This window comes from Pseudoalteromonas sp. MM1 (genome assembly GCF_030296835.1).
Lineage (GTDB): Bacteria > Pseudomonadota > Gammaproteobacteria > Enterobacterales > Alteromonadaceae > Pseudoalteromonas.
Genome location: NZ_AP027922.1, coordinates 279690 through 305738, shown reverse-complemented (window position 1 = coordinate 305738; position 26049 = coordinate 279690). Strand labels below are relative to the sequence as shown.

General features: G+C 41.7%; 18 protein-coding genes. 3 read left to right on the top strand and 15 right to left on the bottom strand.

The features are described from left to right. Positions 1-4: 4 nt before the first annotated feature. Genes QUE46_RS01385 through QUE46_RS01375 form a run of 3 tightly spaced genes read left to right on the top strand, consistent with a single transcriptional unit; the run spans position 5 to position 3020 of the window. Positions 5-679, top strand: coding sequence for a response regulator transcription factor (locus QUE46_RS01385; protein WP_055014544.1), 675 nt, complete (start codon positions 5-7; stop codon positions 677-679). Further along, complete coding sequence (locus tag QUE46_RS01380; protein WP_286245902.1) at positions 660-2096, top strand: sensor histidine kinase KdpD; 1437 nt, start codon at positions 660-662, stop codon at positions 2094-2096. Before QUE46_RS01385 ends, QUE46_RS01380 begins: the two co-directional genes overlap by 20 nt. A 45-nt stretch (positions 2097-2141) precedes the next feature. Further along, complete coding sequence (locus QUE46_RS01375) at positions 2142-3020, top strand: TraB/GumN family protein (protein ID WP_286245901.1); 879 nt, start codon at positions 2142-2144, stop codon at positions 3018-3020. 36 nt (positions 3021-3056) lie between these two features. Here QUE46_RS01375 and QUE46_RS01370 read toward each other — a convergent pair whose 3' ends face one another. From QUE46_RS01370 to rplK, 15 genes are all read right to left on the bottom strand, one after another. Continuing rightward, positions 3057-4469 carry an ATP-binding cassette domain-containing protein gene (locus QUE46_RS01370; RefSeq protein WP_286245900.1) on the bottom strand — a complete coding sequence of 471 codons (1413 nt, stop codon included), beginning with the start codon at positions 4467-4469 and terminating at the stop codon, positions 3057-3059. A gap of 77 nt (positions 4470-4546) precedes the next feature. Beyond that, entirely contained in the window at positions 4547-6271 is a 1725-nt protein-coding gene (locus QUE46_RS01365) for a response regulator (RefSeq protein ID WP_286245899.1), read from the bottom strand. Between the two features lie 322 nt (positions 6272-6593). After that, entirely contained in the window at positions 6594-8927 is a 2334-nt protein-coding gene (locus QUE46_RS01360; protein WP_286245898.1) for a fatty acid cis/trans isomerase, read from the bottom strand. Next, a complete protein-coding gene (locus QUE46_RS01355) occupies positions 8924-9289 on the bottom strand; it encodes a hypothetical protein (RefSeq protein WP_286245897.1) in 366 nt (121 codons plus the stop codon). The genes QUE46_RS01360 and QUE46_RS01355 overlap by 4 nt, the downstream gene beginning before the upstream one ends. Positions 9290-9404: 115 nt before the next feature. Beyond that, positions 9405-10208 (bottom strand): VOC family protein, encoded by an 804-nt coding sequence (locus QUE46_RS01350; protein ID WP_286245896.1) that lies wholly within the window; start codon positions 10206-10208, stop codon positions 9405-9407. Positions 10209-10475: 267 nt separating this feature from the next. Then, on the bottom strand, positions 10476-11660 hold the full coding sequence (tuf, locus tag QUE46_RS01345) for an elongation factor Tu (RefSeq protein ID WP_029773026.1): 1185 nt from the start codon (positions 11658-11660) through the stop codon (positions 10476-10478). A 62-nt stretch (positions 11661-11722) separates the two neighbouring features. Then, entirely contained in the window at positions 11723-13837 is a 2115-nt protein-coding gene (gene fusA, locus QUE46_RS01340; protein WP_286245895.1) for an elongation factor G, read from the bottom strand. Positions 13838-13864: 27 nt separating this feature from the next. After that, positions 13865-14335: a 30S ribosomal protein S7 gene (gene rpsG, locus QUE46_RS01335; RefSeq protein WP_004588211.1), complete on the bottom strand. Its 471-nt coding sequence runs from the start codon at positions 14333-14335 to the stop codon at positions 13865-13867. 97 nt (positions 14336-14432) lie between these two features. Continuing rightward, the gene (rpsL, locus tag QUE46_RS01330) at positions 14433-14807 is read right to left on the bottom strand and encodes a 30S ribosomal protein S12 (protein ID WP_002958885.1); all 375 of its coding nucleotides are present in this window, start codon (positions 14805-14807) and stop codon (positions 14433-14435) included. A 193-nt stretch (positions 14808-15000) separates the two neighbouring features. Then, entirely contained in the window at positions 15001-19173 is a 4173-nt protein-coding gene (gene rpoC / locus QUE46_RS01325) for a DNA-directed RNA polymerase subunit beta' (protein WP_286245894.1), read from the bottom strand. A gap of 104 nt (positions 19174-19277) precedes the next feature. After that, on the bottom strand, positions 19278-23303 hold the full coding sequence (rpoB, locus tag QUE46_RS01320) for a DNA-directed RNA polymerase subunit beta (protein ID WP_286245893.1): 4026 nt from the start codon (positions 23301-23303) through the stop codon (positions 19278-19280). Between the two features lie 272 nt (positions 23304-23575). After that, the gene (rplL, locus tag QUE46_RS01315) at positions 23576-23938 is read right to left on the bottom strand and encodes a 50S ribosomal protein L7/L12 (RefSeq protein ID WP_004588208.1); all 363 of its coding nucleotides are present in this window, start codon (positions 23936-23938) and stop codon (positions 23576-23578) included. A gap of 76 nt (positions 23939-24014) precedes the next feature. Further along, complete coding sequence (gene rplJ, locus QUE46_RS01310) at positions 24015-24509, bottom strand: 50S ribosomal protein L10 (protein WP_089346431.1); 495 nt, start codon at positions 24507-24509, stop codon at positions 24015-24017. Positions 24510-24831: 322 nt separating this feature from the next. Further along, on the bottom strand, positions 24832-25536 hold the full coding sequence (gene rplA, locus QUE46_RS01305; RefSeq protein ID WP_286245892.1) for a 50S ribosomal protein L1: 705 nt from the start codon (positions 25534-25536) through the stop codon (positions 24832-24834). A 3-nt stretch (positions 25537-25539) separates the two neighbouring features. Continuing rightward, positions 25540-25968: a 50S ribosomal protein L11 gene (gene rplK, locus QUE46_RS01300; RefSeq protein ID WP_004588205.1), complete on the bottom strand. Its 429-nt coding sequence runs from the start codon at positions 25966-25968 to the stop codon at positions 25540-25542. Between the last annotated feature and the right edge of the window lie 81 nt (positions 25969-26049).

The following is a 26049-nucleotide window of genomic DNA, read 5'->3' as shown; positions in this document are numbered from 1 at the left end:
AAACATGAAAATCCTCATAATTGAAGACTCCGAAGCACTAAGGCGCAGTTTGCAAGTAGGCCTTAGTAACCTAGGTTTTACCGTAGATGAAACCGGTGATGGCTCAGAAGGCTTGAGTATGGCACTGAGTGGAAATTACGACCTCCTCGTGCTTGATTTAATGCTACCGAGTGTTGATGGCATGAGTATTTTACAAGCACTACGCAGCAGTAATAGCCAAAGCCGCGTGCTTATTTTATCTGCTAAAAGCGAAGCACAAGATCGCATAAACGGCCTTATGAAAGGTGCGGACGATTACCTTACAAAGCCGTTTTCGTTTGAAGAGCTTCATGCACGGGTTTTGGCTCTACTTCGTAGAGGTGCTCTACAAAATCAACAAAACATGCTCACTGTTGGCGATTGTATTTTAGATCTATCGTTAAAAACTCTCATGTATAAGCACCACCCTATTGAGCTTACCCGCAATGAGTACAAAATAATCGAATGCTTGTTTAATTCACCTGAACGAGTTTTAGGCTTAGAGCTTATAAGCGAAGCTGTTGTGGGGCAATTCGATATGCTTTCAAAAAATGCGCTTGAAGCACACATATCAACCATACGTAAAAAAGTAAGGCAGTTTGATGGCGAGCTTCCAATAAAAAATAAACGTGGATTTGGCTATGTCGCAACAACAAAATAAAAGTCACTCAATAAAACGTAAACTCGTTAATAATATTAGCGCCGTGATCTCGGTTATTTTATTCACAATATTTTTAACCGTTGATATAAGTGTGGATACTTGGGTGGAAGATCAGTTTAATCAGTCGCTCACAAATAAGGCAAATTACTTAAAAACATTGGTAGAAGATGATAATGGCAATGTAGAGTTTGATTTTGCTGGCGAGTTCATGTCTGAATATGAACATACACAAGCCAGTGAGTTTTATCAGCTTTGGCATGGAGAAGCGATATTTGAACGTTCTGATTCACTCGACTTATTTCCAGGCGCAAACTTACCTTTTTTAGACATGCCAATAAATGAATCCAAAATAATCGATATTGAGCTTCCTAACGGACATGATGGCCGTGCACTTATAAGTCATTTTATTGCACAAAAAGGTGATAAAAGCACTACAGGCTTAGACGTATTCAACCGCATGACACTTGCAATAGCAGCCCCTACTGATGAACTAAATAAAGTGCTCATAATTATAGATGTTGTATTTATTTTAACGTGTATATTTGGTGTATTTGGCGTGCGCTACTTGGTTACTCGCATTGTAAATAAAGGTCTATTCCCGCTTAATAATTTAAATGAACAAATAAAAATACTTGATATTACAGGCGTTGCACAAACAATAGAAAGCGACATAAAGGTAGAAGAGTTAGAGCCTATACGTAACGAACTCAATAAGTTTATAACTGTAAATCAAAAGCTCTATAGCAGTGAAAAGCGCCTAACTAACGATATCGCACACGAACTAAAAACCCCTATTGCCGAGCTCATTAGTCTCTCTGAAGTAGCGCTTCGCTATCCTAACGATAAACGCATTAGCGATACATATACCAGCGACGTACTTAATATATCTCAGCGAATGAAGATTATTGTAAATAATTTACTGTTATTACAGCGCTCTAGCAGCAGCGCTATTGAGCTTAATAAACAAAACATCATTTTAAAGCACTTAACTAAGCAAGTTATCGAAGAACTCGCTTTTAAGCATCTAAATATTTCTGAGCGTATTACTAATATGCTCAATGATAAACTAACTATTTTTGCAGATGAATTTAGCTTAAATACTATTTTATGTAACCTTATAGACAATGCATTATTTTACGGTATAACTGATCAAGCTATTACTATAGATGCCACCGAAAGTGAGCATAGTGTAACAATTTCAATAAGTAATAAAATAGACAGGCCACTTAGCGATGAAGAGCTAAGTGCTATTTTCGATCCACTGTATCAACTCGATTCTTCACGAACTAATAATCAGCGGCACGGTTTAGGGCTTTCTATAGTGCTAAGCTTATGCAATTTAAATGGCTTTAAAGTTAATGCTCAAAATAACAAAAGTAATACCCTTACATTTAATTTAACACTACCCATAAAGTAAATTTAGGTTAGTATTTAGGCAACTCAATTAGATTAAGGACAAACCATGCAAGCCCTCACTCGAATTACTCAGTTTTTTATACTGACACTTTTTATTACAACTAGTTTTAATAGTGTCGCAGCGCCAGCATTGTTTAAAGTAGAAAAAAACGGCACTAGCTCGTATTTGTTTGGAACAGTTCATGTGGGCGATGCCAGCATGAAAGGCTTACCAGAAAAAATAACTAAGGCTATAGATCAAAGCGATCAAGTTATTGTTGAAGTAGATATTAGTAAACTCACACCACTGCAAATGCAGCAGCGCTCAATGCCCTTTATGATGCTTAAAGAGGGCAAAACCTTACAAACAGAACTATCAAAACAAAACTACAATAAGCTTAAAGATTACTTTGCTAAAAAATCGATTGATATAGCTATGTTTAATGGCCTTAAACCTTGGGCTGTAATGGTCACCATGATGCAGATTGAGTTTCAAAATGCAGGTTTCTCTGATCAAACAGGCATAGATAAGCAAGTACTTGCTTATGCTAAAGAACGTAATATTAAAATAGGCGAGCTAGAAACCCTAGAGCAGCAGTTGCAAATGTTTGATGGTATGGCGCTATTAAGTAACGAAATGATTGAAGAAACGTTTGAGCAGCTTGCCGATATTAATACCTACTTTATCAAACTCGTAAACGCTTGGAAAAATGGCGATATGGATACGCTTACCGCGTACTACAACATGAGTTTTGACGATAGTAACTACGGTGAAATAAGCGAGCAAGTTATGCTAGTTAATCGTAATAATAAGTGGGTGGAGCAGTTAGTGCCGCGCCTGATTAACGAAAAACTCTTTATTGCTGTAGGTGCACTACACTTGCCAGAGCAGCATGGTTTAATAAAGCAGTTAAAAGATAAAGGTTTTAGTGTTACTCGCCTTTAAAGTGGCGCTAAAGGTTGGGCATAATAAGCCCAGCCTTTAATTAAAATCTTCCATTTTTAAGTAATGCTCAATCCCTTTAATTTTGTCTGCCGCATGGTGATTTACATAAATTACAGTGCTGGTATTTGCGGCACATACTTTCTCGATTAATACTAACACCCGCTGCCTATTTGCTTCATCAAGCCCCAAACAAGGCTCATCTAAAATAAGTAACGTGGGATGTTTTACTATTGCGCGTACAATTAATAACATACGCTGATCGCCATACGAAAGCTGGGTAAATGAGGTGTTTTGCTTATCACTTAAGCCTATTAACGAAAGCCACTGCTTGGCGATATTTACTTGTGAATCATTTGGTTTTTGATATAAGCCAATGCTGTCGTAAAATCCAGAAATAACCGTATTCAATGCCGATATACTTACTCGATAATCCATATGCAGCGCATTTGATATAAATCCAATATGCTGTTTTATATCCCAAATACTTTCACCACTTCCGCGTTTAAAACCAAATACTTGAATATCATTGCTATAGCATTGAGGGTTATCGCCAGTTATTAAATTTAATAAACAGGTTTTACCTGAGCCATTTTTACCACTCAATTGCCAGTGCTGGTGTTTATTAATTTGCCAAGTGAGGTTCTTAAATATATCAACCCCTGCGTAGCTAACCTTGGCATTACTAAGTTTAACCAATGTATCGGCGGTATACTCTGCTCGAGCTTGGGAGACATCTGCTTGAGGTATTTCTAAAGCTGTATGGGTTATATGCAGTAGCTTTATCAAATCAGCGCGCTGCTCTGCGGTTGGCTTATTAAGTACATGCTGCAACTGTCCCTGATTTACATAAGCGTAATGAGTAATAAACGCAGGGATTTCATCAAGCCTATTTAGCACAAACACAAAATTGATTGTTGAGCTAAGTGCTTCTAATAAAGTGTTTAGCACCTCACACGAGTGTTTATCTAAGCCGTCATATGGCTCATCTAGCACCACTAAATCAGCACCACTACTCAACGCATTTATGAGAAGGAGTTTGCGAGTTTCGCCAGTAGAAAGATCTCTAAAATGCCTGTCTAAAAGGGCGCTGTAATTAAAGGCATCTATTAGTTTTATACGTAGCTCACGGTTGTAGCTAGCATTTTGGGGAAAAATAAAATCCTTTACTGAGCAGTGATGTTCATGCTCTATTTCGTTTTTTATTAACTGCTTTTGTACATCAGATGACACAAGCTGCGTGTTATTGAAGGTACTTTTAAAAATACCACTTTGCTGTTTAGCCTCACCCGTTAATGCGGCGCTCAATGCCGATTTACCTGCGCCATTAGCACCTAATAATAGCCAATGCTCGCCAGCATTTACCTGCCAGCTTAAGTTATTAATTGTGTAACGGCTTTTACCTTGCCCTTGTAAATAACCACTAAATTGTTCAAATACAATACGCTGCACAATGCTACCTTCACCATAAGCTAAATAAATAACTTAACGTATAGCAAATTGCTTTAGCAAGCGTATTTAATAGCGTATTAGTTTATTTCATTAGCTATGCATACATTTACCAATGCATCAGCCACGGCCTGCTTACTTATGGGTTTATGAATATGCTCACTTGCGCCATATTCATAAATTAAATTCATATCTTCAGCTGAGGTATTTGCTGTAACAACGATTATAGGCATGGTTTTATTTAGCTCTTTGCGTATTTTTTTAGTTGCTTCAAACCCATCCATCACCGGCATATTTAAATCCATAAACACCACATCATAGTCCGTCTTACATACCTTTTCAGAGGCTTCTAGCCCATTTGCAACGCATTCATAATCCACACCTAACGTTTTTAAAATACGTGTGAGTAACAAGGTGTTTAATTCGTTGTCTTCAACCACAAGACAAAAAAGTTTTTTTTCGATTTCTCTCTCTGTTTGCTTATTGGTAATTTCAATCGGTAAATTGAGCGTAACATGAGCGCCACTCGCTGCATTGTTTTTAAACGAAAGCGTACCGTGTAGCGCTTTAACAACATACTGTGCCCGTGTTAATCCCGTTCTTAAGCCTTGAAAGTGGTTAGTTTGTTTAAATGAGTCAAGCTCCAGTTCTGTTATTTCACTAAAGAAGCCACAGCCACTATCGTTAACAGTTATCTGTAACTGTGAGTTTTCCATGTTTGCAGTAACTTCAACTTCGCCCTTATCGGTAAATTTTATTGCATTACTAATTAGCTCGGTTAGGACATGTTGTAAGCGCTGATGATCTAACTTACAAAAACAATTTAGGGAGTCATTAAAATGAGTGATTAATTTTAGCCCTTTTTGCTGCGCTGCATACTCATATGCTAACACCACTTTGTTTATGGATTCTAAAAGGTTTTCGTTTTTAAGAATTGGCGCCCACTTACCCGTGCTGAGTGCTTGTAAATCTTGTAGCTCATCAAGCATAGATAAAAGTCTGAGCGCGCAATAGCTTGCTTGCGTTTTAATATTCTGCTGCTCAGCATTGATGGTGAGCTCATCAATCGATGTAATCAAACCCTGCAATGGCGTTCTAAATTCGTGACTCGCTCTGGCAATAAAATGCTCTTTGTTTTGGCTCATTTGCGCTACAAAGTCTTTTTGCTTTTGAAGTGCCGCTAACGTGCGCTCCACCTCTTTTTCCATCGGCATAAACACAAATCTTAGTTCAACAAGCAATAATACCATGGCCATTAGCCAACATAGCAATTCTAAATTAGACACGCGGTTAACTTTTTTTACAGCCTGCTGCTCAAATAAAGTAACAGCGCGGTCAAGCTTAGCTAGTAGGTTTTCTACATGCGTTACACCAAGCACTTGCGTATCTACTTCGCCTTTTTGATACAGCAGCCAGCTAGCCTGCTTAATAAACTCATTCACTTCTTGGTCTAAATTGGCGGGTGCTGAAAAATATAAGGCCTCTAACTCTTTTGTTAAATAACGATAGCTCTTGCCTTGCTTTGTAAGCAGCATTTGGTGGGCGCTTTTAAATTGCGAGAGAGAGTGTTCTAGTGATTGAGTGTGAGTTGCAACATCGATTCGTGATGAAAGAAGTGCATTACTATGCCAGGCAATTTTTTGCGAAAGCATGCGTTGCTTACCCGCCATATTAATAATTTTGGCATCGTACTTTTGCACAGAAAAACCATACTGCAACAATACTGCTGAGCCACTTATTAACAGAGCAATAGCAATCAGCGCCCATCGGTAGCGCTGTCTTACATTGGCAATAATTTTAAACATAGTAAGGCCGCTTTTTTTATTTTAATACCAATCCGCATAATTAAGTGATCTATTTTGAGGATGGATAAACGTGTTGATAGCAAGGCAAAAAATTCGCTATTTAGTTATTCTAAATGAGAGTTTTTTAACGCAGATAGCGACACGTTTAGCCCCTGAAAATGATTAAATATTATTGCAGATTGGTATAAGTGTAGCCTATATATAGAAAACTCAACATCAGCTTTAGTAATTATATAAATAAAAGCCCAGTAACGTGACTGGGCTAAATGTATTAAATATATAGTAAAAAATGGAGTAATTACGACACTTTTGCAATTACCAACTAGCGGTTTTCTAATCGGTTGTAGTCAAACATACCAAACTCTACACCGCGATATTCTTTTGCTACTTGATGCATTATGTCGCTATACTTCCAAAAATCAGGGTGTGAGCGACGAATACCAAATTTTACTTTTAAAGCTGCGTAATCTGCTTCAATTTGCATAAGAGGTAATAGCTGTGCAAATTCACCCACTTCATTTTGATCATTTAAATACCAAATAGCCGCTGGATAATCGCCAATAAAACCAGGCACTAGGGTAGCAGTATCCTCATCATATGCGCGCTGACCATCTTCATTTAATAAGCTGGAAATATTGTAATGCGCGTTGTGGTGAATAAGCGTATAAGCTTTATGTGATTCATCATCTTGCTTAACCAAAATATACGACAACTGCGGTAGTAAATTTATCGCCTTCGCTGGCATATCGTTAAGTGTATTTAATGGCGCAGGGACTTTTTTATAGTCGTAGTGCTCACTCAGTATTGGCGCTAAAGTTTGCTTAACTAACCCATACAACTCGTGTTGTGGGTCATCAGTTTTATATTCAATACCGCTAGGTTGGCTAAACTCTCGGTTATTTTTAAAAAACTTAGACAAACTCGGCGGAGACTTTCTGTACCAGCTTTTTTTAATTTGATGGCGCTTCGCTTCAGGTAATAAGGCCAAAAAGTTTTGCTCTCCCTCCAAACGTAAAAAGTCCATATAAAGGCGGGTCACTAATTGATGGCCGATATTTCCATATACATCAAAGCCTGCAACAAGTAAGTAATGAATTCGCTCAAATAGCGCATAATCTAAAACCCACATAGTTTTAGGCTCTTGACCAATAAACCCTTTCACTACCGTGGCACTATCAAAATGACGAAATATAGTAAGCGCAGCATTTTTGTTATGGCCTTCACCTTTCCACAATAAGTCGGTGGTTAAATGCTCTCCATTTTTAAACATCTCGTTAGCCAGTTCAACTTTAGCCTGTAAGTATTTTTTCTCACGTACTGAATATTTAACCCAGTTAGAAATAGGCAATGCGTTGCTCTCTTCTGCTGCTGGTAACTCGAGCGCTTCTTCGTGTTGCAGTAACATATCCTCTACGGCTGGTGTCGCGACTTTTTCAGGGTCAGCAAAGGCCACCCAAAAGTGATCGTTAATTACATTAAGCGCAATTTGGCCTCGACATACGGGGCCCTTAATAAAGCCCATTATAATTAGCTCTGCTTCATCAAGCATAAACTGATACTTAGCATTAATAGGGAGCACTTCAAACGTTTTAAAAGGGTTAGACGCTGATTTAGGCTCATAACTAGGCATTTTAGTGACGGTATAATCAGGGGCAATAAATTGCTCATAAATACGTGTAAGCTTAGCGTCATCAAGCCTTAGCGGTAGATGTGTTTTTGACAAAACGGTTGATCGTTCTTGTAATAAGCGATAGTAAACTCGACTCACTTTTGGATCATCATAAGGTCGGCGCGTATTAATTAACTTAATTTCTTCGCCTGGGGGCGTACTTGAGCGTACTAATTTAAAAAAGCTTTGCGGGTTATCAGAATCAAAGTAAATATGGGCTAAAAACCAATGTTCATAAATATAACGCGCGGCTAGCTGGTATTTTAAGCTGTCTTGATTTAAAAACGCTTCCCAATTTTTAACGTTTGTTAGCTCGGCTTTGGTAGGCGGTTTAATGTGTGCCATCTTTCCACCGTCTTTAAGCCATTTTTGTAAATGGTAAAACTCTTGGCTAGATACTCCAGGTAAACCGTAAGGCATACCGCCGTGGGGTTGTTCTGCTGCTAATCGGTCAAACTCACCCATAGTTGCGCAGGTTTGTGAGCGGCTAAGTGAAAAATCAAATTCATCATCAAGAATTTCATTCTCTGGCAACGGTGCACTTTGCTTAAGTACGAGTGAATTAAATAACACCCCACCGGCAAGGTTTGCTTCCGAGCTTTGGTTACGTTCATTAAGCACTGGGGTAAAGCCTTTCTTGCGCCATTGCTCAGTACTGGTTGCATCAAATAATAATCGACTAGGCGTGCTTGCTAATAGCCGTGTTCCGTCATAAACAAGCTCTTTACTTAGCCCTCTATCTATCCCTTCAGGCGAAGAAAGCTTTAGCTGACAAGGCGCATCATAACAACCATGGCATACCACACAACGTGTATCTAGCACAGGCTTAACACTTTGCAAAAACTCGGCACCAGCGCCGGTATCGTGCGGCACAATTCGCTGCTGTGTTTGTTCATCACCAAATAAGTCGTTGTAATGAGCATTACCTAAATAAGCACACCCACTGAGGATAATAAGGACTAATGTACTGATCAGAATTTTTTTCATTCTTCGTCCTCATCACCTAGGTCGAAGGTCGGCATCATATCCATTTGCGGAGAGACAAAAGTCTGGCTGTCGTGCATATTTAACACCACACTTAGCAGTGGGCCGTGGGTTAGCGTTATTTGTGCATCGTGCTCGTGATTCAATACGTCATTAAATTCACTGCTGTATAGCTCAAGTACATACTCTTTTAAACTAATAGCAATACTGCTATCGAGCGCTGGGTTTTGGCATATCTGCGTCAGTAGATCATCAGTAAGAGCAAAGGAAATGTCTAAGTCAGGCTTTTCTACATCTCGCTCACTAAGCGACTCATTTAAAATAAATAACGGTAAGGTTAATTTACTATCTTGTTCAAATTCCATTGTGCTCTCTTGCTGGCTGACGGTGTAATTACCTGCCATTATAGCAAAAAAGCACACAATTACTGCGCCTAAATAACCACACTAAAGTCTAAAATTTAAACTTGAGCGTTGGTAATTACTGAGCTTTAATATCATCCATTGCTGATTCAATGATAGAAAAAACAGCCCCTTGAGGATCGCAAATAACACTAAATCGCCCTACATCAGGGATATCTGTGGCGGGTACACACACTTGCCCTCCAAGGCTCGCCGCTTCTTTAACATAGCTGTCGCAGTTATCCACTGCAAAATAAATCATCCAGTGAGGAGGCACATCTTGTGGCCATTCATCGGTCATTTGTAGCATGCCAGCTACCGGCTTGCCAGCAACTAAAAATAAGGTGTAATCCATACCTTCCATAGGCTTTGTTTCACTTTTCCACCCCAGTAGTTCACAGTAAAAATGACGACTCGTTTCACTATCACGCGTTGCCATTTCATGCCAATAAGGTGTGTTGAGCTCACAAGGGCGTTTGCATCCTATATGTTCTTTACCCTGCCATAGCGCCACCGTGGCACCCGCAGGATCTCTAAGCATTAACATACGCCCCGCATCCATCACATTGTGCGGGCCCGCTATAATTTGCGCGCCGAGCTCTTGCGCCTTAATTGCACATGCATCAACATCATCTACTGCAATATAGGTCAACCAGTAACTAGGTAAGGAGTCCGCCACTTGCTCTTTAGGCATTTGGTACATGGCGGCAATATCGTCACCTTGCTTTTGTAACATAGTATAATACTCATCATCGCCAATGGGCTGATCGTCATTTCCCCATTCAAACAACGAGGTATAAAAAGCTTTCCCTTCTAGCCAATTATGAGTACACAGTTCAGCCCAGCAAAAAACGCCTTGCGGATAGTTATTTTTATTATTCATCACCCATTTCCTGTTGTAAATTTAAGCCATTTTTAGCTTAGGCTAATACCCACTATGTGTCGATAGTTATTCACTGAATAAGCCCCTTTACACTCCAGTGACCACTTCAGCTTGGGATTTGTAAAGCCAACCCAAACAACATTATTTACATTAGCCCCAAGCAGCTAAAAGCTGATAGCTGAAAACTAGACACTTTTCTTCAGGTATAAAAAAACCCGAGACTAAGCTCGGGTTTTTTTTAGTATTAATTAACTTAAAAGTTAACTATTACTCTACGATAGTTGCTACAACACCAGCACCTACAGTACGGCCACCTTCACGGATAGCGAAACGAAGACCTTCATCCATCGCGATTGGCGCGATTAGAGTTACTGTCATCTTAACGTTATCACCAGGCATTACCATTTCTACGCCTTCTGGTAACTGTACGTCACCTGTTACGTCAGTTGTACGGAAGTAGAACTGTGGACGGTAACCTTTGAAGAATGGAGTATGACGACCACCTTCATCTTTAGAAAGTACGTATACTTCTGAAGTGAATGTAGTGTGTGGCTTGATTGAACCAGGCTTAGCTAGTACTTGACCACGTTCAACGTCTTCACGCTTAGTACCACGTAATAGTGCACCAATGTTCTCACCAGCACGACCTTCGTCAAGAAGCTTACGGAACATTTCAACACCAGTACAAGTAGACTTAGTAGTCTCTTTGATACCAACGATTTCAACTTCGTCGTTCACGTTGATGATACCAGCTTCAACACGGCCAGTTACAACAGTACCACGACCTTGGATTGAGAAAACGTCTTCGATAGGCATGATGAATGGCTTATCGATGTCACGCTCTGGCTCTGGAATGTAAGAATCTAGTGCTTCTGCAAGCTCAACGATCTTGTCTTCCCACTGCTTTTCGCCTTCAAGTGCTTTAAGAGCAGAACCTTGAATTAGTGGTAAGTCATCACCTGGGAAGTCGTACTCAGAAAGAAGTTCACGAACTTCCATTTCTACTAGCTCAAGTAGCTCTTCGTCGTCAACCATGTCACATTTGTTCATGAATACAACGATGTAAGGTACGCCAACCTGACGAGAAAGTAGGATGTGCTCACGTGTTTGTGGCATAGGGCCGTCAGTCGCAGCTACTACTAAGATAGCGCCGTCCATTTGAGCAGCACCAGTGATCATGTTTTTAACATAATCGGCGTGTCCAGGACAATCTACGTGTGCGTAGTGACGAGTTGGTGTATCGTACTCAACGTGAGAAGTTGAGATTGTGATACCACGCTCGCGCTCTTCTGGAGCGTTATCGATTGATGCGAAATCTTTAGCAACACCGCCGTATACTTTTGCAAGTACGTTAGTGATTGCTGCAGTTAGTGTAGTTTTACCGTGGTCAACGTGGCCGATTGTACCAACGTTTACGTGCGGTTTTACGCGTTCAAACTTTTCTTTTGCCATCTTAAAAAATTCCTAATTAAGAAATTAAAGCCTGACTCACTATTGAGCCAGACAAGCTAAAATCATATAACAGCGCGAGCTGAAATTATTGTATCTGCAACCTGCTTAGAGGCTTCAGCGTACTTCAAAAACTCCATTGAGTAAGAAGCACGACCCTGTGTTGCAGATCGTAAAGCAGTTGCATAACCAAACATTTCAGAAAGAGGAACCTGAGCATTAACTTGCTTAAGTCCACCTATTGCATCTTCCATGCCTTCGATTATGCCGCGACGACGGTTAAGGTCGCCAACTACATCACCCATGTTTGAGTCAGGAGTGATTACTTCAACCTTCATCATTGGCTCTAAAAGAACTGGATCTGCTTTAAGCGCCCCAGCTTTCATTGCCATTGAACCTGCAATTTTAAATGCCATTTCATTCGAGTCTACATCATGGAATGAACCATCATATAAAGTCGCTTTAACGCCAAGTAATGGGTAGCCTGCCAGTACACCTTGAGACATTTGCTCTTGGATACCTTTGTCTACCGCAGGGATAAATTCTTTAGGAACCGAACCACCTACTGTTTCGTTAACGAACTCATAAGTTGGTGCTTCATCATCCGAAATATCCATCGGTTCAAGTTTAACCCAGACGTGACCATATTGACCACGACCACCTGATTGACGTACAAACTTCCCTTCAACTTCAACAGTTGAACGAATAGCTTCTCGATATGCAACCTGCGGCTTACCAACGTTACATTCAACACTGAATTCACGTTTCATACGGTCGACAATGATATCTAGGTGAAGTTCACCCATACCAGAGATTATAGTCTGGCCTGATTCTTCGTCAGTTTGTACACGAAAAGATGGATCTTCTGCGGCTAGTTTACCTAGTGCAATACCCATCTTGTCTTGGTCAGCGATTGTGCGAGGCTCAACCGCAACAGAGATAACTGGCTCTGGGAACTCCATACGCTCAAGCGTAATGATAGAGTTCGGATCACACAGTGTCTCACCTGTTGTTACGTCTTTAAGACCAATAGCTGCCGCAATATCGCCTGCGTAAACTTCTTTGATCTCTTCACGTGAGTTTGAATGCATCTGTACGATACGACCAAATCGCTCACGCTTACTTTTAACTGGGTTATAAACCGCGTCACCCTGTTTAACAGTACCAGAGTAAACACGGAAAAAGGTTAAAGTGCCAACAAACGGGTCTGTTGCAATTTTAAATGCAAGTGCAGCAAACGGCGCTTTATCATCAGCTGGACGTTCTTCCTCAGTTCCATTTTCTAGGATACCTTGGATTTGTTTCACTTGTGTTGGTGCAGGCATGTATTCAACAACACCGTCAAGCACAGCTTGAACGCCTTTGTTTTTAAATGCACTACCACACGTAATGGGAACAATTTCGTTCGCTAATGTACGTTGACGTAAGGCAGATTTAATTTCTGCTTCACTTAACTCTTCACCTTCTAAGTACTTATCCATTAGTTCTTCAGAGGCTTCAGCTGCACTTTCAACTAAATGAGAGTGCCACTCTTCAGCAAGCTCTTGAAGCTCTGCCGGTATTGCCTCATAAGAGAAAGTCATACCCTGGTCCGCTTCGTTCCAGTTAATGGCTTTCATTTTTATAAGGTCAATAACACCTTTAAAGTCGTCTTCAGCGCCAATTGGCAACTGGATTGGAACAGGCGTTGCTCCAAGACGAGATTTCACCTGGCCTACAACCGTTAAAAAGTCAGCGCCCGTGCGATCCATTTTATTTACGAAGATCATTCTCGGAACTTCGTATTTGTTCGCTTGGCGCCAAACTGTCTCAGTTTGCGGCTGTACACCTGATGAAGCACAAAGAACAACTACCGCACCATCAAGTACACGTAAAGAACGCTCTACTTCGATAGTGAAATCTACGTGTCCTGGCGTATCAATAATATTGATACGATGGTCGTCAAATTGCGCGTCCATACCTTTCCAGAAACACGTTGTTGCAGCAGAAGTGATTGTGATACCACGCTCTTGTTCCTGCTCCATCCAATCCATAGTTGCGGCGCCATCATGTACTTCACCGATCTTATGAGAAAGACCCGTGTAGAACAGAACACGTTCTGTTGTGGTGGTTTTGCCTGCATCTACGTGAGCTACTATGCCGATATTACGGTAGCGCTCAAGTGGAGTTGTACGTGCCATATGATCCTCTTAAAGGTTAAGGACAGATTACCAACGGTAATGTGCGAATGCTTTATTCGCTTCAGCCATACGGTGAACGTCTTCACGTTTCTTAACCGCAGTGCCTTTATTATCAGCAGCGTCAACGATTTCTTGAGCTAAACGTAAGCCCATAGATTTTTCGCCACGCTTACGTGCAGCGTCTACTAACCAACGCATACCTAATGCGTTGCGACGTACTGGACGTACTTCAACTGGAACTTGATAAGTTGAACCACCAACACGGCGAGATTTAACCTCTACCTGTGGACGGATGTTATCAAGTGCAGATTCAAAGATTTCTAGGTGCGACTTGCCTGATTTCTCAGCAGCCACGTCTAGCGCACCATAAACAATTTTTTCAGCAGTAGATTTCTTGCCGTCTAACATTACGATGTTAACGAATTTAGCAAGAAGTTCCGATCCGAACTTAGGATCTGGAAGAATTTTACGTTGACCTATTACGCGTCTTCTAGGCATTTTGTATCTCCGGTTTATTCAGGTTTGTCCTTTTGGAACAATCACCCAAAACAATAATTAATAATATTTAGTGCTTGGCCTTACTAACGGAAAACAATTAGCCTTTAGGGCGTTTTGCACCGTATTTAGAACGAGCTTGACGACGGTCGCTAACGCCTGCACAGTCAAGTGCACCACGTACAGTGTGAAAACGCACACCTGGTAAATCTTTAACACGACCACCACGGATTAGGATTACACTGTGCTCTTGAAGGTTATGACCTTCACCACCGATGTATGATGTTACTTCGAAACCGTTAGTTAAACGTACACGAGCTACTTTACGTAACGCTGAGTTTGGTTTCTTAGGTGTAGTTGTATATACGCGAGTACATACACCACGCTTTTGCGGACACGCTTTAAGCGCAGCTGAGTTACTTTTAGTAACCTTGCTACGACGTGGCTTACGCACTAGCTGGTTAATAGTTGCCATTTAAATAGCTCCTGAAATTAAAATTACTACTGAAAAAAATAAAAAAATCCGCCCTTTTTACAAGCTTGTAACATACATGCAAGTAAATGGGTGGCGGAATTTTAATGAGCAAAGTTTAACCTGTCAACCTAAACTCATCGTAAGACAGTAGATAACTGTCTTACGATTAATTAATCTATTGATTAATAAGAGTTTATTGATTTCCAGATAAATCTGCGTTTAGGGCATCAGTTAGTGCTTGAGTTGCCTCTTCCGCACTTACTGTTTGCTCTTCAACAACTTCACTCTGCTTGCGGCGAGCCATACGGTCTTGGTGATACGCAAAGCCAGTACCGGCTGGGATCAGACGACCCACAATTACGTTTTCTTTCAGACCACGAAGCTCATCGCTCTTACCATTCACTGCGGCATCTGTAAGAACACGTGTTGTTTCTTGGAAAGACGCTGCTGAGATGAAAGATTCTGTTGCAAGTGATGCTTTCGTGATACCCATAAGTTGTATTTCAAACTTCGCTGGGATCTTACCTTGTTTTTCAAGGTCACGATTAGCGATATTAACGCGAGCTACTTCAATTTGCTCACCCGCTAAGAACTCAGTATCACCGCCGTCAAGGATGGTACATTTACGTAGCATTTGACGGATAATTGTTTCAATGTGCTTATCATTGATCTTAACGCCCTGCAAACGGTAAACCTCTTGCACTTCGTTAACAATGTAGTTAGCAACATGAGTCACACCACGTAGGCGTAAGATGTCATGTGGTGATTCAGGACCATCGGCGATAACTTCACCTTTAGACACTTGCTCACCTTCAAACACGTTAAGTTGACGCCACTTAGGAATCATTTCTTCGTAATGATCGCCTTCAGCAGGTGTAATAACTAAACGTTTCTTACCTTTAGTTTCCTTACCGAAACTAATAGTACCTGTGATTTCAGCTAAGATAGCTGGATCTTTTGGCTTACGTGCTTCAAATAAGTCGGCTACGCGTGGTAGACCACCCGTGATATCACGAGTTTTCGAACCTTCTTGCGGAATACGTGCAAGTACGTCACCTGGGTTTGCTGTAACGCCATCTGTCACTTCAATCGTAGTGAATGAAGGTAGACGTGTTTCTTGCAAGCCGCGCTCTTCACTTTCGATGATAAGCTTAGGCTCTTTCGCATTTACTTTAGCAAGGTCTTTAACAACTACACGGGTTAAGCCGGTTAGTTCATCAGTTTGTGCTTCAGTATTTGAGTCATCAACATCGCTGAACGAGATTTTTGACTTATGCTCAAGAACGATTGGGTGACTATGCGGGTCCCAAGTAGCAACGATGTCGTTACCTTGAACTTCTGCATTGTCTTGTACTGTTAGTACCGCACCGTAAGGTACTTTATAACGCTCTTTTTCACGACCGAAGCTATCAATGATAGTGATTTCAGTTGAACGTGAAGTAATTACAATCTTACCGTCGGTATTAAGTACATACTTAGCGTTATGTAGTTTTAACGTACCGTCAGTTTTAACTTGTACATTGTTTTCAGCTGATGCTCTTGATGCCGCACCACCGATGTGGAATGTACGCATCGTAAGCTGTGTACCCGGCTCACCGATTGATTGTGCCGCGATAACACCTACTGATTCACCTGCGTTGATGATATGACCACGTGCAAGGTCACGACCATAACACTTAGCACATACACCAAAGTCGTTATCACAGGTGATAACAGAACGTACGCGAACTTCATCTACTGAGTGCTCTTCTAAAAGGTCACACAGTTTTTCATCAAGCATAACGTTACGCTCTACTAATACAGTGTCTGTATTAGGAATAAGCACAGGCTCAGCGACAACACGACCTAGTACACGTTCACGAAGCGCTTCTACAACGTCACCACCTTCAATAAGCGGTTTCATTGTTAAGCCATCTTCTGTGCCACAGTCGTCTTCGTTGATTACCAAATCTTGTGCAACGTCTACTAGACGACGCGTTAGGTAACCTGAGTTAGCTGTTTTAAGTGCTGTATCGGCAAGACCTTTACGCGCACCGTGCGTTGAGATGAAGTACTGTAGTACGTTTAGACCTTCACGGAAGTTAGCCGTGATTGGCGTCTCGATGATTGAACCATCTGGACGTGCCATTAGACCACGCATACCTGCTAGCTGACGGATCTGAGCGGCACTACCACGAGCACCTGAGTCGGCCATCATAAACACTGAGTTAAATGACGGTTGCTCTTCTTCTTCACCTTTAGCATTGATAACCGTGTCTTTTGACAAGTTGGCCATCATTTCACGTGATAAGTTTTCATTTACACGTGACCAGATATCGATAACTTTATTGTACTTTTCACCAGCCGTTACAAGACCTGATTGGAATTGTTGGTTGATTTCAGTTACTTCAGCTTCCGCTGATTCAATGATTGATGCTTTAACTGGTGGGATAACTAAGTCATCGATACCAATTGAAACACCTGACTTCATTGCGTAGTGGAAACCGGTGTACATAACTTGGTCAGCAAACACAACTGTGTCTTTAAGACCTAGACGACGGTAACACTCGTTTAATAAGCCAGAAATCTGCTTTTTACCTAATGCTTGGTTGATTGACTCAAACGGCATGCCTTTAGGTAAAATTAAAGACAGAATTGCACGACCAACAGTTGTGTCGATAAGCGTTACAGTGTCTTCAACAACACCTGCTTCGTTAGTGATTGACTGACTAATACGCACTTTAACGCGCGCGTGAAGTTCTGCGTTACCACTACGGTATGCTTTTTCTGCTTCTTTAGGATCTTTAAATACAATGCCTTCGCCTTTCGCATTAATGCGATCGCGCGTCATGTAGTAAAGACCTAATACAACATCCTGTGAAGGAACGATGATTGGCTCACCATTCGCTGGAGATAGAATGTTGTTAGTAGACATCATTAGTGCACGAGCTTCTAACTGAGCTTCAAGCGTTAACGGTACGTGTACCGCCATTTGGTCACCATCGAAGTCGGCGTTGTAAGCCGCACATACTAATGGGTGTAAATGGATTGCTTTACCTTCAATTAGTACAGGTTCGAACGCTTGGATACCTAAACGGTGAAGTGTAGGTGCACGGTTAAGTAATACTGGGTGTTCACGAATTACTTCGTCTAGTACATCCCATACTTCCGCTACTTCGCGCTCTACCATTTTCTTAGCAGCTTTGATTGTCGTAGCCATGCCGCGACGTTCTAATTTGCCATAAATAAATGGTTTGAATAGCTCAAGTGCCATCTTCTTAGGAAGACCACATTGGTGAAGCTTAAGTGTAGGACCAACCGTGATTACAGAACGGCCAGAGTAATCTACACGCTTACCAAGTAAGTTCTGACGGAAACGACCTTGCTTACCCTTGATCATATCAGCAAGAGATTTAAGCGGACGCTTGTTAGAACCTGTAATTGCACGACCACGACGACCGTTATCAAGTAGCGCATCTACCGCTTCTTGTAACATACGTTTTTCGTTGCGTACGATAATATCTGGTGCAGCTAAATCTAATAGACGTTTAAGACGGTTATTACGGTTAATAACACGACGGTAAAGGTCATTTAGATCAGATGTCGCAAAACGACCACCGTCTAGTGGTACTAATGGACGTAGATCAGGTGGCAATACTGGAAGTACTGTCATGATCATCCACTCAGGGTTATTACCTGATTGGTGGAACGATTCCATTAACTTAAGACGCTTAGTGATCTTCTTACGCTTAGTTTCAGAGTTAATTGTTGGTAACTCTTCACGCATTTCTGCAATTAGTTGGCCAAGATCAAGTTCACGAAGCAAGTCTAATACTGCTTCTGCACCCATCTTCGCTTCAAACTCATCACCGTGCTCTTCAAGTGCATCTAGGTATTCTTCTTCACCTAATAATTGACCACGCTCAAGCGTTGTCATACCAGGCTCAGTTACTACGAATGACTCGAAGTAAAGAACACGTTCAATATCACGAAGTGTCATATCAAGCATTAAGCCAATACGAGACGGTAATGATTTTAAAAACCATATATGTGCTACTGGGCTCGCAAGGTCGATATGACCCATACGATCACGACGCACTTTTGTAAGTGTAACTTCAACGCCACACTTCTCACAGATCACACCACGGTGTTTAAGGCGTTTATATTTACCACATAAACACTCATAATCTTTCACTGGGCCGAAAATACGGGCACAGAATAAGCCATCGCGCTCAGGCTTGAAAGTACGGTAGTTAATAGTCTCAGGTTTCTTTACTTCACCGTATGACCATGAACGAACCATGTCTGGTGAAGCAAGACCAATGCGAATTGCATCGAATTCTTCGGTCTTATTTTGTTGCTTCAGAAACTTAAGTAAGTCTTTCACCTTAGCTCTCCTGTCGGAGTTAATCTTGAGGGCGGATAACCTCGCCCCTACATTCTATTCAGCCGTAACAGATGCTGCAGGATTAACTGCAGCATCTAATTGGCTTAATTTTCTTCCAACTCGATGTTGATACCCAATGAGCGGATTTCTTTCAACAATACGTTGAACGATTCTGGCATACCTGGTTCCATCTTATGGTTACCATCAACGATGTTTTTATACATCTTAGTACGACCGTTCACGTCATCCGATTTCACTGTTAGCATTTCTTGTAGCGTGTAAGCAGCACCGTAAGCTTCAAGTGCCCATACTTCCATCTCACCAAAACGCTGGCCACCGAACTGTGCTTTACCACCCAGCGGCTGCTGAGTAACAAGGCTGTAAGAACCAGTTGAACGCGCGTGCATCTTATCGTCAACCAAGTGGTTAAGTTTAAGCATGTACATGTAACCAACAGTTACTTGACGTTCAAACTGATCGCCAGTACGGCCATCATAGAGTGTAACCTGACCACTTCTTGGGTAGCCACCAAGCTCTAGCATGTCTTTGATTTCGTCTTCTTTCGCGCCATCAAATGCCGGAGTTGCGATTGGTAAACCACCTTTTAAGTTTTCAGCCAGACGACGAATTTCATCATCAGAGAAGCTAGCAATATCTACTTCTTGACGAGATTCACCGATTTCGTAAGCTTGCTTGATGAATTCACGTAGCTCATGCAGCTCACGTTGTTCCTTCATCATTTCCTCTAAGCGCTCACCAATACCACGTGCAGCTAGACCCATATGTGTTTCAAGGATCTGACCGATGTTCATACGTGATGGTACACCTAGTGGGTTTAGTACGATATCTACCGTACGACCTTTATCATCGTATGGCATATCTTCTACTGGTACGATAGTCGAGATAACACCTTTGTTACCGTGACGACCCGCCATTTTATCACCCGGTTGGATACGACGTTTAACAGCTAGGTATACTTTAACAATCTTAAGTACGCCTGGTGCTAAGTCATCACCTTGAGTAATTTTACGACGTTTGTTTTCAAACTTCTTATCGTATTCAGCTTTAAGCTCATCGTACTGTGCAGCTAGTTGCTCAAGTTCAGCTTGCTTGTCTTCTTCTGCAAGGCTTTGAGTAAGTAGCTTTTCAGCATTTAGTGACGCTAAGTTGTTTTCGTCGAAGCCTGCTGCTGCAAGTAACTTGCGAGCACGGTCTAGTACACCAGCTTCTAGAATACGGAACTCTTCGTTGAAGTCTTTCTTCGCTTCGCGAAGCTGCATATCTTCAACTTCTAACGCACGCTTATCTTTTTCAACACCATCACGGGTGAAAACTTGTACGTCAATTACAGTACCAGTTACAGAGTTTGGTACACGTAAAGAGCTGTCTTTAACGTCAGACGCTTTTTCACCGAAGATAGCACGCAGTAGCTTCTCTTCAGGTGTTAATTGCGTCTCGCCTTTCGGAGTCACTTTACCTACTAGGATATCGCCGCCTTTAACTTCAGCACCGATATAAACAACGCCTGATTCATCAAGCTTGCCTAGCGCAGACTCACCCACATTCGGGATATCTGCAGTGATCTCTTCAGGACCTAATTTAGTATCACGGGCAACACACTGTAGTTCTTGAATGTGGATAGTCGTTAGACGATCTTCTTCAACTACGCGCTCTGATAGTAAGATTGAATCCTCGAAGTTATAACCGTTCCATGGCATGAATGCCACGCGAAGGTTTTGACCAAGGGCTAAGTCACCTAAGTCAGTCGAAGGACCATCTGCTAACACGTCGCCACGAGTAACCGGTTCACCAACCATGCACGTTGGTTTTTGGTTAATACATGTATTTTGGTTAGAACGTGTGTATTTAGTAAGGTTGTAAATGTCGATGCCCGCTTCACCAGGAATACGCTCATCGTCATGTACGTTTACAACGATGCGACTTGCATCGGCGTACATTACTTCACCACCACGTTTAGCAACAATAGTTACACCAGAGTCTTTCGCTAGTGTTAACTCAATACCTGTACCTACTAACGGCTTATCCGCTTTCAATGTTGGTACTGCTTGACGTTGCATGTTTGAACCCATCAATGCACGGTTAGCATCATCGTGTTCTAAGAACGGGATAAGTGCTGCCGCTACAGAGATCACCTGTTGTGGTGATACATCCATATATTGCTGATCCATGCGACCCATAAAGGTTGATTCACCTTTGTGACGACACGGAATAAGTTCATCAACAAATTCATTGGTTTCAGTTAAGTTTGAGTTCGCCTGTGCGATAACAAACTGACCTTCTTCAATGGCTGATAAATAATCAACTTCATCAGTTACAACACCGTCTACCACTTTACGGTAAGGTGTTTCTAAGAAACCGTAATCATTTGTACGTGCGTACGTAGATAACGAGTTAATTAGACCGATGTTTGGACCCTCAGGCGTCTCGATTGGACATACGCGACCATAGTGAGTTACGTGAACGTCACGTACTTCAAAGCCAGCGCGCTCACGCGTAAGACCACCCGGGCCTAATGCAGAAATACGACGTTTGTGCGTTACTTCTGATAGCGGGTTATTTTGGTCCATAAACTGTGATAACTGAGACGAGCCGAAGAACTCTTTAACTGCTGCCGAAATAGGCTTAGCGTTAATAAGGTCTTGTGGCATGATCGCGTCAAGGTCACCTAAGCTTAAACGCTCACGTACAGCACGTTCTACACGTACTAGACCAACACGGAATTGGTTCTCAGCCATTTCGCCAACACTACGGATACGACGGTTGCCTAAGTGGTCAATATCATCAACATCGCCTTGACCGTTACGAATAGCAATTAATACTTTCATAACAGCTACGATGTCTTCTTTGCTTAATGTGCCTGGGCCTGTGTCAGTATCATAACCAACACGGCTATTGAACTTCATACGACCTACAGTAGATAAGTCATAACGTTCTTCTGAGAAGAATAAGTTCTCAAATAAGGCTTCAGCCGCGTCTTTCGTCGGTGGCTCGCCTGGGCGCATCATGCGATAAATTTCTACTAATGCTTCTAAACGGTTGCTTGACGAGTCAATATTCAATGTATTTGACATGTAAGCGCCGCTGTCCACTTCATTGATGTATAACGTATCAATTTTAGTGTGACCTGCTTTAACCAATTCAGCCATCAACTCTAGTGATAGCTCGTCATTAGCGTTTGCAATAACTTCACCTGTTGATTCATCAACATAGTTTTTAGCTACAATACGGCCAATGATGTACTCATGTGGTACTTCTAATTGATTAATGCCTTTTTTCTCGATGCTCTTGATGTGGCGTGCCGTAATACGACGACCGCTTTCAACAAGTACTTCACCGTCTTCGCCTTTGATATCAAAAGCGGCAGTTTCACCACGTAAACGTGAAGGCACAAGCTCCATAAGAACTTTACCGTCAGTTACTTCAAACGCAGTGGTGTCGAAGAACATATCTAAGATTTCTTCGCTAGAGTACTCAAGTGCACGTAAGATAATAGACGCCGGTAATTTACGACGACGGTCTATACGTACATATAAGTTATCTTTTGCATCAAATTCGAAGTCTAACCATGAACCACGGTAAGGAATAACGCGTGCGTTATATAATACTTTACCCGATGAATGGGTTTTACCGCGGTCGTTATCAAAGAATACACCAGGGCTACGGTGTAGCTGAGAAACGATAACACGCTCTGTACCATTGATTACAAAAGTACCGGTATCAGTCATGAGCGGAATTTCGCCCATGTAAACTTCTTGCTCTTTAATGTCTTTAACTGTGCCTGGAGCTTCTTTGTCCATAACTACAAGACGCAGTTTCACGCGAAGTGGAGCAGAATAAGTCACACCGCGAATTTGACATTCTTTTACATCGAATACTGGCTCACCAATACGATAACTTACGTATTGAAGCTCAGAATTTCCCGAGTAGCTTTTAATAGGGAACACAGAACGGAAGGCTGCTTCCAAACCATGATCGCCATCAGCGTCTGGGACTAAGAATTTTTTAAACGATTCTAACTGTGTTGACAGTAAGAAAGGTATATCCAAAACTTGTGGACGTTTACCAAAATCCTTACGGATACGTTTCTTTTCAGAATAAGAGTAAGCCATGGGGTTCCTCAGCTTGCTGATCTTTGACCCGACCTGTTCTTGTAAGAACAGACTTAACTGGCATCTATGCCAAGATTTACAACATTTAATTGTTGTTCTAATCAACTCCGCCTTAACAACACTAGCAAACTATAAAGCGTTGAAAGTAAAGAGAAAATTAGATTTTATTTGAGCTACAGGAATACATAACTCTATAGCGCAAAAAGGCCGGTGATTAAATAATCACCAGCCCTTGCCTGATTACTCAGGCAGCGAACCTAGCGTGAGCTAGATTACTTAACCTCAACTTCAGCACCAGCTTCAGTAAGGTCTTTTTGAAGTGCTTCAGCTTCTTCTTTAGATACACCTTCTTTGATAGGTGCAGGAGCAGCTTCAACAAGCGCTTTCGCTTCTTTAAGGCCTAGGCCAGTTGCGCTACGTACAGCTTTGATTGCCGCAACCTTGTTAGCGCCAGCGCCAGTAAGGATTACGTCAAATTCAGTTTTCTCTTCAGCAGCTTCAGCAGCAGGACCTGCTACCATAGCAGCTGCAGCAGTTACGCCGAATTTTTCTTCCATTGCTTCAACAAGAGCAACAACGTCCATTACTGACATTTCAGCAATTGCGTCAAGGATTTGGTCTTTAGTTACAGACATTACAAATTTCCTAATAATTAACGGACTCTAGGTCCAAATAAATTTTACACCGAAAGGGAGGTTGAACAGCTTAAAATTAAGCAGCTTGCTCTTCTTTCTGTACACGTACTGCTTCAATTGTTTTACACAATTTGCCAGCAGACGCTTCTTTCATAGCGCTCATTAAGCGTGCAACAGCTTCATCGTATGTAGGTAATGTAGCAAGCATTGCTGCATCTACAACATTTCCTTCAAAAGCGGCCGTTTTAACTTCGAATTTCTCGTTCTTTTTCGCGAAATCTGAGAAGATACGCGCAGCAGCACCTGGGTGCTCTGATGAGAAAGCGATTAAGCTTGGACCAACTAACGAATCAGATAGGCATTCAAATTCAGTACCTTCAACAGCACGTTTTGCTAAAGTGTTACGAACAACTTTCATCCATACACCAGCTTCACGAGCTTCTTTACGAAGGGCTGTAATTGCGCCTACTGCTACACCACGAGAATCTGCAACAACTGCAGAAAGAGCACCATTGGCTGCTTCGTTGACTTCAGCAACAATTGCTTTTTTGCCTTGAAGATTTAAAGCCATGGGTGTTACTCCTGGTTTAATGGGTCACCGACACTCGGCTTCCCTGTTTTACTCTTCCCTATCAACAAACTGATAGAGATGCTTTTTACGGCGAGAGCCAGAAGAGATTAGGAAAAATCTATCTGGGGATTCACACCGTCTACGTAGGTAATATTAAGGCCGAAGCCGCCTACGGTCTTGGACGGAAGCCCAATTTATCGCATCACTCAAGAGCTTAGCGAAATTATGGACTTCAACCCGAATTCTTTACTTGTTAAACAATAAATTATTCAACAAAATGGCGCAAAATTATAGTACAAATTTCACGCCATGTAAACACTTATTAAGCTACAGTTGTGCTTAATGTGTTTTGGTCAACAGCAACACCTGCGCCCATTGTTGTAGAGATGGTTACTTTCTTAACGTAAACACCTTTAGCTTGAGAAGGTTTAGCCTTCTTAAGCGCAACAATTAGAGCTTCAAGGTTTTGTTGAAGTTGCTCAGCAGTGAAATCAACCTTACCGATAGTAGTATGGATGATACCATTTTTGTCATTACGGTAACGTACTTGACCTGCTTTCGCATTTTTAACTGCTTCTGCAACGTTAGGTGTTACAGTACCAGTTTTAGGGTTAGGCATAAGACCACGTGGACCTAAGATTTGACCTAGTTGACCAACAACACGCATAGCGTCTGGTGATGCAACAACAACGTCAAAATCCATCTCGCCTTTCTTAACTAGTTCAGCAAGATCTTCCATGCCTACTAATTCAGCACCGGCTTCTTTTGCAGCTTCTGCATTAGCGCCTTGAGTGAATACAGCAACACGAACATCACGGCCAGTACCGTTAGGTAGTACAGTTGCACCACGAACGTTCTGGTCAGATTTACGAGCGTCAATACCAAGGTTAACAGCAACGTCAACACTTTCTACGAATTTAGCTGTCGCTAACTCTTTTAAAAGAGCAACTGCTTCATTGATTTCGTAATCTTTAGTTACTTCCACTTTTTCGCGGATAGTACGCATACGTTTAGTTAATTTAGCCATTTCTTAGTCCTCTACGTTCAAGCCCATCGCACGCGCAGAACCTGCGATAGTGCGAACCGCAGCGTCCATATCAGCCGCTGTAAGGTCAGCTCGTTTTGTCTCAACGATCTCTTCAAGTTGAGCACGAGTTACTGTGCCTACTTTTTCAGTGTTAGGACGGCCTGAGCCTGATTTGATACCAGCAGCTTTCTTAAGTAAGTAAGCAGCAGGTGGCGTTTTCATATCGAACGTAAATGAACGGTCACCGTAAACAGAGATCACTACAGGAACTGGAGCGCCTTTTTCGATAGACTCTGTACGCGCGTTAAACGCTTTACAGAATTCCATGATGTTTACACCGTGTTGACCTAGTGCAGGACCTACTGGAGGACTAGGATTAGCCATACCAGCGGCAACTTGTAGCTTGATTAAAGCTTCAACTTTTTTAGCCATTATAAATACCTCATTTGGTGGGTCTTAGCCTTGTGCGCGCGAGGACGCGTACTCTAACGGCTTCCCAGTTTAAAAATTGGT